Here is a 12887-nt window from a genome sequence, read left to right on the forward strand (position 1 = left end):
GCATTAAACCGCTACTTTACCACCGGGTGCCCGGGTTTGCAGAGGTCGACCAAGGGAGTGGTGGCGGGGCCTCAGCTGTGGCGGATGGCGATCAGCTCGATCAGCTGCTTGGCGATCTGCGCCTTGGACGCCAGCGGCAGCACCTTGTGGCCATTGGGCCAGATCACGGTGAGGGCGTTGTTGTCGCTGTTGAAGCCCACGTCGCTGCCGGACACGTCGTTGGTGGCGATCATGTCCAGGTTCTTGTTCTTCAGCTTGCCCTGGGCGTACTCGATCACGTCCTGGGTCTCGGCGGCGAAGCCCACGGTGAAGGGGCGGTTGGCGTGGTCGGCCACGGCGGCGATGATGTCCGGGTTCTTCACCAGGGTCAGGTGAATCTCCTCGGTGGATTTCTTGATCTTGTGATCCGCGGTGACGGTGGGGCGGTAGTCGGCCACGGCGGCGGTGGCGATGAAGATGTCGCAGCCTTTTTCCACCGCGTCCAGGCTGGCCTGGTACATCTCCTCGGCGCGCACCACGTCAATGCGCTCCACCCGGTTGGGGGTGTCCAGCACCACCGGTCCGGCGATCAGGGTCACCCGGGCGCCGGCCTCGGCGGCGGCGGCGGCCAGGGCGAAGCCCATCTTCCCGGAGCTCTTGTTGGTCAGGTAGCGCACCGGGTCGATGGGCTCCCGGGTGGGCCCGGCGGTGATCACCACGTGGCGGCCGGTGAGCAGTTCATAATCGAACACATCCGCCGCCTGGCGGATGATCTCCTCCGGCTCCTGCATGCGACCCGGGCCCACTTCGCCACAGGCCTGGCCGCCGCTGCCGGGGCCGAAAATGTGCACGCCTTTTTCCTGCAGGATCAGCTGGTTTTTCTGGGTGGCCGGGTCCGCCCACATTTGCTGGTTCATGGCCGGCGCCACCGCCACCGGGGCGCCGGTGGCCAGACACAGGGTGCTGAGCAGGTCATTGCCGTGGCCGTAGGCCAGCCGCGCCAGGAAGTTGGCGGAGGCCGGGGCGATCAGTACCAGATCCGCCCAGCGGGCCAGCTCGATATGGCCCATGGCCGCCTCGGCGCGGGGGTCCAGCAGATCGGTGTGCACCGGATGCCCGGACAGGGCTTGCATGGTGAGCGGCGTGATGAACTCGCAGGCGCCCTGGGTCATGACCACGCGCACTTCGGCGCCGGCGTCCTGCAGGCGGCGCACCAGGTCGGCGCTCTTGTAGGCGGCGATGCCGCCGGTCACGCCGAGGAGGATTCGCTTGTTGACCAGTCGCTGCATGCTGTCATTCCGTACAGTATTTTAAGATTTGGCTTACACGGTGGGTAGCCGATGTCGTCTGCCGTGGCGGTGGCGGCTTTGGTGTAATGGGTGCCGCGGCGGTCGGAAACGGGCCGCGGCGTTCGGCAACCAGGGCCGCGGCGTTCAGAAACAGGACCGCGGCGTTCAGAAACAGGGCAATAGAGTAGCACCAGCGTTGGCGGGCCGCATCAGGGTAGCGGCGGGCGTGCCGCGAAAGGGAGGTAATATGGCGATCTGTGATTGGCCCAAGGAAGAGCGGCCGAGGGAAAAGCTGCTGGAGCGGGGGGCGGCGTCGCTGAGCGACGCTGAACTGCTGGCGATCTTTCTGCGCAGCGGCTCCCGGGGCCGTACCGCGGTGGACGTGGGCCGCGACCTGTTGAAGCGTACCGGCAGCCTGCGCGGCCTGCTGGATCTGCCGCCGGCGCGACTGGCGCAACTGCCGGGGATGCGTTCGGTGAACCGGCGGGCGCTGGTGCTGGGTGCGTTGGAACTGGGCAAGCGCTATCTGGCCACGGAGCTGAAGCGGGGCTTCAGCCTGGACAATCCGGAGCCGGCGGCGCGGCTGCTCACCGCGGAATTGCGCGGCGAGCCCCGGGAGGTGTTCGCGGTGTTGTTCCTGGACAACAAACATCGGGTGATCGGCTTCGAGAAGATGTTCTACGGCACCGTTGATGGCGCCGCGGTCTATCCCCGGGAGGTGGTGCGGCGGGCTCTGGAATACAACGCGGCCAGCGTGATCGTGGCGCACAACCACCCGTCCGGGGTGGCCGAGCCCAGCCAGGCGGACCGCGACGTCACCGACCGGCTGCGCAAGGCGCTGGATCTGGTGGACGTGCGGGTGCTGGATCATCTGGTGATCGGCGACGGCCATTGGGAGTCCTTCAGCCGGCGCGGTTGGGTCTGAACGCCACTCTTTGCTTGAACAACGGCCAATGGGATGGTATAAAACGCGCCTTTTCCGGGGCTGCCCCGCCCCAAAGTATGTTTCACGGGAGCAAGAATCATGTCCAAGGTTTGCCAGGTGACCGGCAAGCGGCCGGTGACGGGCCACAATGTGTCCCACTCCAACATCAAGACCAAGCGCCGCTTCGAGCCGAATCTCCACTACCACCGGTTCTGGGTGGAAAGCGAAAAGCGCTTCGTGCGCCTGCGGGTGTCCTCCAAGGGCATGCGCATCATCGACAAGAAGGGTATCGATACCGTACTGGCCGATATCCGCGCCCGTGGCGCACTGTAAGGAGAGCTGACAGATGGCATCCGGTCCGATTCGCGAAAAGATCCGTCTGGTGTCCTCCGAGGGCACTGGTCACTTTTACACCACCACCAAGAACAAGCGTCTGCATCCCGAGAAGATGGAGACCAAGAAGTTCGATCCGGTGGCACGTAAGCACGTGATCTACAAGGAAGCGAAGATCAAGTAACGCTTCCTGCTTCCCGCTGCCAGCCTGGCAAGGGGCATCTGAAAAACCCGCCGTGGGAGACCCGCGGCGGGTTTTTTCGTGTGTCTTGCGTTCAGCGGGGCCCCTGCCTTTTGTGGCCCGCATCCCGAAAGAAACAATAAATTTCATAACGTCACAAAGTGACGCTTCCCGTTTTCCCCCAAGTTGACCATATTTAAAGTGCGACGTGAGTTCCCGTTGAGGGAGCCATTAGCGCCTTTTGTCCGGCGATTTCGGACAGGGCCGACAACCGGTTGTCGCTCTGGAGGTACCGGTCATCGTTCGGTTATAACAGGTAACTCGTTGATTTATTGGGGGAGTGAAACATCTATGCAAATTCATCCTGTTGTGATCAGCATCACAAAATGCCTAGTATCCCTAAGGGAAGCGTCATTGATCGCACAAGAACGTGCCAAGGAGAGCTCACTATGAAATCGATCACTCATCTTCACTTCGGTCTCCAGAAGCTGGCGGTACGACTGTTTGGCGGTGTCTCCACCCGCGCCGACAAGCAGCGTGGGGTCAGCGCGCTGGAGTATATTGTTCTGGCGGCGGCGATCATCTTTATCGTCGGCATTTTGAGTACCAACACGACTGTTCAGACTACTGTGAAAGACGCGTTCGACAACCTGTTCAAAGACGCTGCGGGTACCGACGGTGGCGGCGGTGGTGGTACGACCTAAGACGTGGGCCGGGAGAGCCGCGGCTTCATCAATGTTGCCCGGACATAGGAGCCAGCGAGGGGCGGTGGCATTGGAATTCCTGATGCTCTTCCCCTTCGTGGTGGCCATGCTCTACGCCGCCGCCGTCTACGGCATCGTGTTCTTCAGCCAGTACCGGCTGCAGAACGTGGTGGACCGGTCGGTGGCCACGGCCCTGTACGTGGACCGTTCGGCCTATAGCGCCGATGAATTGGAAACCGAGGTTGAAGGCCGTGCCCGGAACGCGCTGACCGCCCTGCTGCAGCAGCAGCCGGAGCCGCTGGCGAGTATGGATCTGGACGGTGCTTCCTGTGGGGTGGAGGACGTTGGCGGCGTGACCATGTTGCATTGCCAGCTGACCTATAACTATGCGGAAAATCCCATCGTGCCGGTAATGAGTTTTGGCATGCTGGGCACGTTTCCCCCGGTACCGGCCACCCTGAACGCGGAGGCGCGCGCGGCCTTCTGACCTCCCCGATACGCTGTCGATGGACAGGGACGTTTTCGGAGGGGACATGGGATCGAAACTGCTGTACACCCTGCCGGCCCTGGGGTTGGCGCTGCTGGCCCTGGTGCTGGCCCTGTTCGGCCTGAGCCGCGAGCCGGACGCCGACGCCGTGCGCGAAGTGGCGGAGAGGCCGCCCGCCAGCGAGCAGGCGCCGACCTATCAATACTGGGTGGTCCGCCAGCCGGTGCCGGTGGGCGAGACGCTGACCGAGGACAAGCTTGGCGTGGTGTCTTCGTCCACGCCGATCCCGGAAGCGCTGGCCGCCGATCAGCCCGTGGCCGGCAAGGAAGTGAAGCGCTTCGCCCGCGCCGGCGAACTGCTGGGGCCCCAGCATCTGGCCGCCGGCGGCAACCTGCCCGCCAGCCTGCCCGAAGGGCACCGCGCCATCGCCATCGCCGTGGACAATGTGGTCAGCGCCGGTGGCCTGCTGCAGCCCGGCGACCGGGTGGACGTGGTCACCGCCTTCCGCCGTTCCGACAAGGACAACCCGGTGGCGCTGGTGATGCTGCGCGGAATCACCGTGCTGGCGGTGAAAGGCGCGCTCTCCGGCGCCGAGCAGAGCGACGACAACCGCCGTAACGAGACCGTGGTGCTGTCGGTTCCGGAAGAAAAAGTGTCCGCGCTGATGCTGGCCTCCTCCCAGGGTCAGGTTCGTCTGGCGGTGGTGGCCGGCGACGAACAGCCCGGGACCCCGGAGGCGGAGGAACAACAGCGCACCGCCGATATGACCCCGCCACCGTCGGACACCGCGCCCGCGATGCCCCGGGTGGCGGCCAGTGACGAGCCGGCTCCGGCGCAACCCTTCTACTTCGACGACTTCTTCCCCGAAACGCCCAAGGCGGCGGCACCGGCGGCGCGCCGTGCCTCGCCGGGCCGTCGGGTCCAGGTGTTCGAGGGCGCGGAAACAAGGAGCACCTATGTTCGCTAGCCGCGTACTGATCACCGCCGTGGCGCTGCTCTGCAGCCTGGCGGCGCAGGCCGAGCCCCTCACCGGCTCCACCCGCCTGGCGCCGGGCGACCAGAAGGTGCTGACCTTCCCGGCCCCGGTGACCAAGATCGCCACCTCCAACCCGGAGGTCGCCCGGCTGACGGTGAGTGGCGACCAGGAGGTGCTGCTCACCGCCCTGGCGGAAGGCACCTCGGAACTCACCGTCTGGCTGCGCAACCGGGAGGCCCCCCTGCGCAGCAGCGTGGCGGTGGCCACCACCCTCGGCGGCAGCCTGCCGTTCGGCACCCAGGTGCAGACCGACATCCGGGTGCTGGAGGTGAGCCGTTCCGAGCTCAACAGCCTGGGTGTCTACTACGCCAACCTGTTCAACGGCGGCGAGTCCGCGGTGGGCATCGCGCCGCCGGGTACCGGCTTCCGCGGCTTCTCCGGCGCCAGCGGCGCCCAGGCGCCGATCAGCAGCGACGGTTTCAACCTGTTCGGCATCGGCGGCAACTCCCTGACCATCATCAACGCTCTGGAAAGCGGCGGCTTCGCCTACACCCTGGCGGAACCTTCGCTGACCAGCCTGAGCGGCCAGAGCGCCTCCTTCCTGTCCGGGGGCGAATTTCCGGTGCCCACCCGCAGCGACAACGACGGCGTGCAGGTGGAATTCAAGGAGTTCGGCGTGGGCCTGAGCCTGACGCCCACCGTGATCAGTGGCGAACAGATCATTCTCAAGGTGGCGCCGGAGGTCAGCGAACTGGACTTCTCCGCCGGCGTGGAGACCGGTGGCGTGGCGGTGCCCGGGCTGCGCGTGCGCCGCGCCGAGACCACCGTGTCCCTGGCGCCGGGGGAGACCTTCATCATCAGCGGGCTGGTCAGCCGCAGCACCATCAACAGCAGCGACCGGGTCCCCGGGCTGGGCAACCTGCCGGTGCTGGGGGCGTTTTTTCGCTCCAGCCGGATCTCCCGGGACGACAAGGAACTGGTGATGGTGGTTACCCCCCACCTGGTGACGCCGCGCAAAGCCGGCCGGCCGCCGGTCACTCTGCCCGGCGGCGCCTACCACGAGAGCAGCACCGGCTGGCTGGACATGGCCACGGAACCGCGACGCGGCTCGCAACCCATTCGCCACGGAGTGAGCTGGTAGCCATGAGCGATAACGATATTGTTCTCTCCGTGATCGACGATCCGGGCATCAAGAGCTGGCTGGAGCGGGCGGTGGACGACCCCTTCCGCGTGGAGTTTGTAAGCCGCTCCGACGTGACCCGGGTATTGCGCCTGCTGGAAGCCACCACCGCCCACCTGGTGCTGGTGGAGGTGAGCGAAAGCGATCTGGATCAGTCCCTGGCGATCATCACCGCGCTGACCAGCGCCCGCCCCTGGGTCACCGTGATCACCGTGTGCGGCTACGCCAATCAGGAGCTGCTGCTGCAAAGCATGCGCGCCGGCGCCCGGGACTGTTTTCTGGCGGGCAACGACGCCGCCGAGATCCGTGATCGTCTGCGCCGGCATCAGCTGGTACGCACCGGCCACTACGGCGACGAGGCCCGTTCCTCGGTGAACAACCTGACCCTGGTGGCCGGCGCCGACGCCACCGTGGACACCCGCTTCCTGACCCAGAACCTGGCCATCGGCATGAACCGCCGGCATCCGCAGTGGCGCTGCCTGGCCATCGATACCCAGCCCCGGGAGCGGGGTGTGTTCTACCTGGAGGCCGGCAACGAGTTCACCCTGGAAAATCTGCTGGCCAGCCCGGAAACCCTGGACGAGACCCTGATCGAAACCGCCCTGGAGGAATACCGGCCGGGTCTGCGGCTGCTGTCCGGTGGCGGCGCGGTCGGCGAGCCCGTCGGTGACCGCAGCGCCGATCTGTTTATCGCTCTGAATCGCCTGATGCAGATGTTCGACCATGTGGTGGTCAATGTGGGCGTCATGCAAAGCCGTTACTGGGTTCGCGCCCTGGGCGTGCATGCCAGGCACCTGCTGGTGGGCATGCAGCCGCTGGTGGACCACGTGCACGCCGCCCGCACCCTGGTTCACGACTGGCGCTCCCATCTCGGCAAGGGCAGCGAATTGGGCCTGGTGGTGGACGGCTACGACAGCGCCGTACCGCCGGGCAAGGACGAGATCAGCGAGACCGTGCGCGCGCCGGTGTTCGCCACCCTGCCGATGGACTGGCGCCACCGCCTGATGGCGGTGAACTCCGGCCGGCCGATACTCGAACAGGCGCCGCGCTGCGCCTACAGCCGCCATCTTGGCGGGCTGCTCAACATCATGGACGGTGACGCGGACACGTCGCGAGGGCAGGGCCTGCTCACTCGCGTCCTGGGGAGATAAGCCGTGCCGGGCCGTATCGACCAGGAATATCAGCAGTTGAAGGAGCGCGCGCACCGCTGGGTGGTGGAGCGCCTCGACGAGGAAGGCATCGAGGTGGGCCGCGCCGAACGGGATGTGCTGGCGGAGTTCGTCAACCACCAGGTCGGCCAGTACATAACACAAAACCGGGTGCCCCTGTCGACACAGGACCTGAAGCAGCTGTCGCGGGACACTCTCTTTGAAGTGGTGGGTTTCGGCCCGCTGGAGCCGCTGCTGATGGACGAGCGCGTCAACGACATTCTGGTCAACGGCCCCGAGCATGTGTTCGTGGAGGTGGCCGGTATTCTTCAAAGAGCGCATACGCGTTTTATCAACGACGAACACGTGATCCGCGTGATCCGCCGCATGCTGGCGCCGCTCGGCCGTCGCCTGGACGAAGCGAGCCCCATGGTGGATGCCCGGCTGCCGGACGGCTCCCGGGTCAACGCCATCATTCCGCCGTTGGCGCTGGACGGGCCGTCCATCAGTATTCGTAAGTTCACCGGCAACCATCTGACCGCCCGACAATTGATCGAGGGCGGTTCCATGACCCAGGCCTGCCTGGACGTGCTGATCCGCGCCGTGGAGTCCCGCCGCAACATCATTATCAGTGGCGGTACCGGCACGGGTAAGACCACCATGCTCAACCTGATCAGCCAATACATTCCCCGCACCGAGCGCATCCTGACCATCGAGGACTCCGCCGAACTGGTGCTGCACCATCCCCATGTGGTGCGCCTGGAAACCCGCCCTGCCAACACCGAGGGCAAGGGGCGCATCTCGCCCCGGGAGCTGGTGGTCAATGCACTGCGGATGCGCCCGGACCGGATCATTCTCGGCGAAGTGCGCTCCGCGGAAATCATCGAACTGCTGCAGGCCATGAACACCGGCCACGAAGGTTCGATGAGCACCATCCACGCCAACAACACCCGCGATGCCCTGGTGCGCATCGAGACATTGCTGGCGGTGAGCGGCTACGACGCCAGCGAAAAAGCCATTGGCCGGCTGATCGGTTCCGCCCTCGACATCATCATCCAGTTGGTACGCCGCCCGGACGGCAAACGCATGGTAAGCGAGGTGGTGTCGCTGAGCCCCACCGACGCCGAGCCATACCACATGGATTACCTCTACCGGAGCCAGGATCATGAGTAGCCTCGCTCTGCTCGGCGCCGCGCAAACCCTGGCGGTACTGGCACTGCTGGTGCTGGCGGTGCAGGGGCTTTGGTTCCGTTATCGCACCCGGCGCCTGCTCAAGGAGAACGTGCGCCGCCGAATGGTCGACGCCGGCCCTATAAGCGATGACGCTATTGCCCGGGTGAAGCTCACTGCCCTGGAGCAGGTGCTTTTGCGTGCCGATATTCGAATACCACGCCAGCAATTGGTTCTAGTTGGTATTCTGATACTGATCTTTCTGTCCGTCGTTGTTGCACTTAAAGGTTTCCTGGTTGCTCTTATTACGGCAGGGCTTCTGGTTGTGACTCTTTGGATGTATTGGCGTTTCCGGTTCCAACAACAGAGGCGTCGTATCTATGAAGAGCTGCCATCAATCATTGATTCGGTGCTGCGATATATGAGCGCAGGGCGTTCCCTGGAAAACGCTTTGGTAGAAGCCTTTCGTGATGCACCACCGGTTTTCGAGCCCCTGAATTTCCGATTGCGCAGCGCGGTGGAAGCCGGTCGTGATTACACCGGTCTTTTCGAAGACTTCGCGCTTTTATACCGTGTTCCATCATTGGTTCTCATTTCAATTGCCTTGCGTACGGCGGCGCGCTTTGGCTCCTCCATCCAGCCGGTCTTCAGGCAAGTTTCGGAGTCCCTGCGTTCTCAGCAGGAGATACGCCGTGAATTCATGGCCGCGACCGCCGAGATACGCTTTACCGCCGCCGCCTTCGCGCTACTCCCCATGGGGTTGGCCGCCTATATGATCTTGATGAACGATAATTACGCCGAAGTCTTGCTGGATACCTCTACCGGTAATTGGATGCTGGCTATCGCGGGTGGCCTTCAGACTTTGGGGGTGGTATTGATCTGGCGAATGATTCAGGGGGTGGGCCGTGACTAGCCTATGGTTTTTGGCCGCAGGACTGCTCGCAATTCTGGCCATTTGGGTTGCTTTGTTTATGTCCCCCCGTTGGGCGCGGAAGGCTAGAATTCATACGCGGCTGCAACATCCCGGAGAAAGCGAGGAGGAGAGGTCTTCCTTCTGGCTGACGCGCATGGCTGACCGACTAACCGAATCGGGGCTTGCCAAAGAAGATTTCAGAGAAATCCGTGAAGCGTTCGCTGCTACCGGCCGGTCACGGGAGCAAGCCCAGATTCTTTATCTTATATTCTGCTGGATGCTCCCGGTCTTCGTTATATTGCTTGGGTTCTTGGCCTTCGGGCCTTTGGGGGGAATGTTGATGGCGGCGGCGGGTTTTGTGTTGCCCCGTCGGACGATTCGCTCAATGGGTAGGAATGCCGAAAAGCGCCAGAATCATGAAGCCGTTGAGCTCTGTCATATGACGAGAATGCTGATGGAAGCGGGGCTCTCTCTTGAGCGGGTTCTTCGTCTTATCGCCACGCAGGCGAGGCCGATGCTGCCGATGCTGTCCGCCAGATTGGATCGATTCAATCGAATGATGGAATCAGGAGCGGAGCGTACCAAAGCCTTGGAGGAACTTGGAGAGAATCGAAGGATACCAGTCCTGAGAAGCTATGTTGTGCTTATGAAGCAGAGCAGCCAGCTTGGTTCCGGCGTATCCGAAAGTCTCGATCAGATTATCACTGAGGCTCAAACCACTGAAAGAAACCGTATCCGGGAAGAGACAAACAGCATTGGGGCCAAGATGACCGTCATAATGATGACGTTTATGTTGCCGGCGTTGTTTATATTGATCGGCGGCCCGGCGGTCATCTCTATTGCCGACGCGTTGGCGAAATAAACGATAGAAGGGAGTGAAGGGATGCGAGCTATCATTTTTGGAATAACGGCGGCGTTGCTCGCGACCGGTTGCGCTTATCATCCGCCGGCCTCCGGGGAACGGGTGAACGGTGCGCCGGCGGAACTCACCTGCAATGGGAAAATACAGCCCGAGGAGCAGGTTCAGTTGGATCGCGTTGACACACTCATGGCGCGAGAACACAACCATGCGGCGCTTGCACAACTTGAAGCGCGCAAAATGTCGACCGTGGATCATTGGGTGCGCTACGGTCAGCTTCAGGCATCCACCGGTCGTCTTGATGAGGCGGAACGTATTTTTCGAGGCCTTGTAGCTCAATGCGAAAGCGGCCAAGGCCATCATGGTCTTGGGATGGTGCTGCTAAAAAAAGACGACGTGATGGAGGCGCTGAAACACCTTGAAAAAGCACGAGAATTAACACCTGCCTCAGCGCAGGTTCGAAATGACTATGGATACGTTCTCTTGATGGTAGGTCGCTACCAGGATGCTTCGTATGAGTTACGAACGTCTATGGAACTGGGCGATGGGCAGGGGCCGGTTCGGCAGAACCTTGCGGTGGCTTATCTGTTGACTGAAAACTGGGCGGGTCTTCAATGGATGACCCAGGAGTACGATTTCAATGGTGAGGAGCGGGCCTACGCCGAGCGCCTTGCCGCGACGTTCAGGAGCGTGCAATGAAAATATTAATCTGCATGATTTTGATGATCCCGATTGCGGCGCTGGCAAATGGTCCCTCTTCGCCAGAGTATGGGATAGCGGGTGTGGTGGTGGCCGAAACTCCCCGAACTGATACTGAAAAGGCGCTTGACCAACAGCGATCATCAATTTCCTCTGAAAGCAGTGAGATCGCTGCGCCGTTATATGTGGATAGTCAGAAGCGTCTGGCGGAAAGCTTTCGGACCCCGATTCCGGAAAGTTTTGGTATACAGACCCGCGACGAGGAATAGTATGCGCCGACAGCGAGGAGTTCTGGCTTTCGCGACCCCTCTGCTCATCGTCCTGATTGTTATCCTGGCGACGATGGCTATGGACGGAGCGCGCCTTTATTCCTTGCGCCAGGAAATGCAAAGCCAGGTCAACGCGGCGGCGCTTGCAGCCGCGGATTCGGCGAAAAGTTGTGGTGGCAGTTCCATCACTGCCGCAGGAATCCGTCAGCGTGCGCTGATCGCCGCCAGGGCTCAGGGCTACGACGGCGCCGACGACGACCTTTTGATTACCGCGGGCTTGATCAAGGATGGCGAAGACAGTGGAACACTGGCATTCCATGAGACGGCCTTGATCGAGCAAACGAACGCGGTAATGGTGAGATATCAAAGAGAAGAGCCCATATCGGCATTGCTGCCCAGGGAGCTGTTGGGCGCGGTGACAATTGATGTGAACGCTGCCGCCAGAAAGGAAGTGATTGCCACGATCAGTGCGTCTGGAGGCACGGCGGGGATTGACGGGGGCTTGTTGGGTGGGTTGCTGGGCGCTGTGTTGGGGCAGCCGGGTTATACCCTTGATCCCACCAGCTTAAGTAGTCTTCGAAGTACGACGGTTAAACTTGGCAACCTGCTTCAGGTCCTGCAGGTTGATAAGGTGACCGACATTCTTCCGCTTGGTGGCGAAGATCTGGCTAATGCTTTGCGGGAGGTAGGTGGTATAACAGCACCGGTGGCCAATGTCCTGGATGACCTCGCTAGTGCTAGCGGTATTGAGGCAATTCAGGTTTCCGACATCATCAGCGTGGTGGGAGGTTCCTCCGTCCCGGAGAGCAGTGAGTTTCCACTTTATGATGTAGTCATCAGCTTGGTTCTGAATTTGGCGGAACAGCAACAGGCCGGGCCCGATGGCATTCTGGCTTTGCCTGTGAATGTGGATCTTAGTTTGCCCGCCGTGGCGGACATCAGCGCGGTGGTGGGTTTGCATGTTGGAGAGCCCTCAACCGTGGCCATAGGGCCGGCACGACGGGGATTGGATGGTGACTGGCGTACGCGTTTCTACGCGCCTGACATTACTCTTCTTGTGGATGCCACGGTCAATGTACTTTCACTCCCTGGTGTCTCCGTGGGCGTTGCGGACATCAGTTTACCTCTGGCGGTAAATGCCGGTGGCGGTAACGGCGCCTTTACCTCCGCCCTGTGCGCACGGGGAACCGATAACGATGTTTTTATGGGGATACAACTCAACCGATCAGTCGCACGTATCGCTTCTGGCCGGATTGATCCGGCCACCGGGGCGGCGGTCACGGAGCCGGTGGAGATTGAGCTGCTGAACTTGTTGCCGTTGCTGTCCGTTCTTTCCGTGGAAGCGGAGATTGAAGGGGAAGTGCCGGGGGTCAGCGAGAATGTAATCCTGGATCCGGAATATCCTTTGTATTGTGATGATAAGGGTTGCGCCGAGGTAGCATTCGAGGATTACGGGCAGGGCCTCTCCGGCCTGGATTTGGATATCGATGTCAGCGATACCAAACTTCTTGAGTTGCCGTTGGGTTGGCTTCTCAATCCTCTTCTTAACGGTCTCACGGGTCTTTTGGATGGTGTGGTTTCTCTGCTCGCCACGGCTTTGATCAACCCGCTCCTGGAAACTCTTGGCCTGGGTTTGGGCAGTATGTCCGTAATGGTTTCGAACGCGAATCAGCAGAATATTCAACTGATCGAGAATGTCGCCATTGTGGAGCTGAGGGCTGAACTCTAGTCGTGTGGTCGTCGGGTAACAACAAGCTTCATTTATTCAAGAGAGA

15 protein-coding genes are annotated in these 12887 nt (G+C 61.8%); 14 read left to right on the forward strand and 1 reads right to left on the reverse strand.

Annotated elements, in window-relative coordinates:
• Nucleotides 1–71: 71 nt before the first annotated feature.
• Entirely contained in the window at nt 72–1268 is a 1197-nt protein-coding gene (gene coaBC / locus IM760_RS12995; protein WP_204429984.1) for a bifunctional phosphopantothenoylcysteine decarboxylase/phosphopantothenate--cysteine ligase CoaBC, read from the reverse strand.
• Between the two features lie 247 nt (nt 1269–1515).
• Between coaBC and radC the strand changes: the two genes are divergently transcribed.
• From radC to IM760_RS13065, 14 genes are all read left to right on the forward strand, one after another.
• Nucleotides 1516–2193, forward strand: a complete 678-nt coding sequence (gene radC, locus IM760_RS13000; RefSeq protein ID WP_204429986.1) for a RadC family protein — start codon at nt 1516–1518, stop codon at nt 2191–2193.
• Between the two features lie 99 nt (nt 2194–2292).
• Nucleotides 2293–2526 carry a 50S ribosomal protein L28 gene (gene rpmB / locus IM760_RS13005; protein ID WP_138773779.1) on the forward strand — a complete coding sequence of 78 codons (234 nt, stop codon included), beginning with the start codon at nt 2293–2295 and terminating at the stop codon, nt 2524–2526.
• 13 nt (nt 2527–2539) lie between these two features.
• A complete protein-coding gene (gene rpmG / locus IM760_RS13010; RefSeq protein ID WP_204429988.1) occupies nt 2540–2710 on the forward strand; it encodes a 50S ribosomal protein L33 in 171 nt (56 codons plus the stop codon).
• A 446-nt stretch (nt 2711–3156) separates the two neighbouring features.
• Nucleotides 3157–3411 (forward strand): hypothetical protein, encoded by a 255-nt coding sequence (locus IM760_RS13015; protein WP_204429990.1) that lies wholly within the window; start codon nt 3157–3159, stop codon nt 3409–3411.
• Between the two features lie 31 nt (nt 3412–3442).
• Nucleotides 3443–3898, forward strand: a complete 456-nt coding sequence (locus tag IM760_RS13020) for a TadE/TadG family type IV pilus assembly protein (RefSeq protein WP_275579296.1) — start codon at nt 3443–3445, stop codon at nt 3896–3898.
• A 46-nt stretch (nt 3899–3944) separates the two neighbouring features.
• Entirely contained in the window at nt 3945–4865 is a 921-nt protein-coding gene (cpaB, locus tag IM760_RS13025) for a Flp pilus assembly protein CpaB (protein ID WP_204429994.1), read from the forward strand.
• The gene (locus IM760_RS13030) at nt 4855–6015 is read left to right on the forward strand and encodes a type II and III secretion system protein family protein (RefSeq protein ID WP_204429996.1); all 1161 of its coding nucleotides are present in this window, start codon (nt 4855–4857) and stop codon (nt 6013–6015) included. Before cpaB ends, IM760_RS13030 begins: the two co-directional genes overlap by 11 nt.
• Before the next feature lie 2 nt (nt 6016–6017).
• Nucleotides 6018–7205 (forward strand): CpaE/TadZ family protein, encoded by a 1188-nt coding sequence (locus tag IM760_RS13035; RefSeq protein ID WP_204429998.1) that lies wholly within the window; start codon nt 6018–6020, stop codon nt 7203–7205.
• Between the two features lie 3 nt (nt 7206–7208).
• Nucleotides 7209–8375, forward strand: a complete 1167-nt coding sequence (locus IM760_RS13040) for an ATPase, T2SS/T4P/T4SS family (RefSeq protein WP_204430000.1) — start codon at nt 7209–7211, stop codon at nt 8373–8375.
• Nucleotides 8368–9285: a type II secretion system F family protein gene (locus IM760_RS13045; protein ID WP_204430007.1), complete on the forward strand. Its 918-nt coding sequence runs from the start codon at nt 8368–8370 to the stop codon at nt 9283–9285. The genes IM760_RS13040 and IM760_RS13045 overlap by 8 nt, the downstream gene beginning before the upstream one ends.
• 154 nt (nt 9286–9439) lie before the next feature.
• Entirely contained in the window at nt 9440–10147 is a 708-nt protein-coding gene (locus tag IM760_RS13050) for a type II secretion system F family protein (RefSeq protein ID WP_239549820.1), read from the forward strand.
• 21 nt (nt 10148–10168) lie between these two features.
• Entirely contained in the window at nt 10169–10843 is a 675-nt protein-coding gene (locus IM760_RS13055) for a tetratricopeptide repeat protein (protein WP_204430011.1), read from the forward strand.
• Nucleotides 10840–11112 carry a hypothetical protein gene (locus IM760_RS13060; RefSeq protein ID WP_204430013.1) on the forward strand — a complete coding sequence of 91 codons (273 nt, stop codon included), beginning with the start codon at nt 10840–10842 and terminating at the stop codon, nt 11110–11112. Before IM760_RS13055 ends, IM760_RS13060 begins: the two co-directional genes overlap by 4 nt.
• Nucleotide 11113: 1 nt before the next feature.
• A complete protein-coding gene (locus IM760_RS13065) occupies nt 11114–12841 on the forward strand; it encodes a pilus assembly protein TadG-related protein (protein WP_204430015.1) in 1728 nt (575 codons plus the stop codon).
• Nucleotides 12842–12887: the final 46 nt, after the last annotated feature.

The sequence above is a fragment of the Alloalcanivorax marinus genome (genome assembly GCF_016906305.1).
GTDB classification, from domain to species: domain Bacteria; phylum Pseudomonadota; class Gammaproteobacteria; order Pseudomonadales; family Alcanivoracaceae; genus Alloalcanivorax; species Alloalcanivorax marinus.

What these genes read in the sequence shown, in the direction of transcription:
- coaBC (WP_204429984.1), bottom strand. Translation starts at nt 1,268, where the DNA reads ATGCAGCGACTGGTCAACAAGCGAATCCTCCTCGGCGTGACCGGCGGC.
- radC (WP_204429986.1), top strand. Translation starts at nt 1,516, where the DNA reads ATGGCGATCTGTGATTGGCCCAAGGAAGAGCGGCCGAGGGAAAAGCTG.
- rpmB (WP_138773779.1), top strand. Translation starts at nt 2,293, where the DNA reads ATGTCCAAGGTTTGCCAGGTGACCGGCAAGCGGCCGGTGACGGGCCAC.
- rpmG (WP_204429988.1), top strand. Translation starts at nt 2,540, where the DNA reads ATGGCATCCGGTCCGATTCGCGAAAAGATCCGTCTGGTGTCCTCCGAG.
- IM760_RS13015 (WP_204429990.1), top strand. Translation starts at nt 3,157, where the DNA reads ATGAAATCGATCACTCATCTTCACTTCGGTCTCCAGAAGCTGGCGGTA.
- IM760_RS13020 (WP_275579296.1), top strand. Translation starts at nt 3,443, where the DNA reads ATGTTGCCCGGACATAGGAGCCAGCGAGGGGCGGTGGCATTGGAATTC.
- cpaB (WP_204429994.1), top strand. Translation starts at nt 3,945, where the DNA reads ATGGGATCGAAACTGCTGTACACCCTGCCGGCCCTGGGGTTGGCGCTG.
- IM760_RS13030 (WP_204429996.1), top strand. Translation starts at nt 4,855, where the DNA reads ATGTTCGCTAGCCGCGTACTGATCACCGCCGTGGCGCTGCTCTGCAGC.
- IM760_RS13035 (WP_204429998.1), top strand. Translation starts at nt 6,018, where the DNA reads ATGAGCGATAACGATATTGTTCTCTCCGTGATCGACGATCCGGGCATC.
- IM760_RS13045 (WP_204430007.1), top strand. Translation starts at nt 8,368, where the DNA reads ATGAGTAGCCTCGCTCTGCTCGGCGCCGCGCAAACCCTGGCGGTACTG.
- IM760_RS13050 (WP_239549820.1), top strand. Translation starts at nt 9,440, where the DNA reads ATGGCTGACCGACTAACCGAATCGGGGCTTGCCAAAGAAGATTTCAGA.
- IM760_RS13055 (WP_204430011.1), top strand. Translation starts at nt 10,169, where the DNA reads ATGCGAGCTATCATTTTTGGAATAACGGCGGCGTTGCTCGCGACCGGT.
- IM760_RS13060 (WP_204430013.1), top strand. Translation starts at nt 10,840, where the DNA reads ATGAAAATATTAATCTGCATGATTTTGATGATCCCGATTGCGGCGCTG.
- IM760_RS13065 (WP_204430015.1), top strand. Translation starts at nt 11,114, where the DNA reads ATGCGCCGACAGCGAGGAGTTCTGGCTTTCGCGACCCCTCTGCTCATC.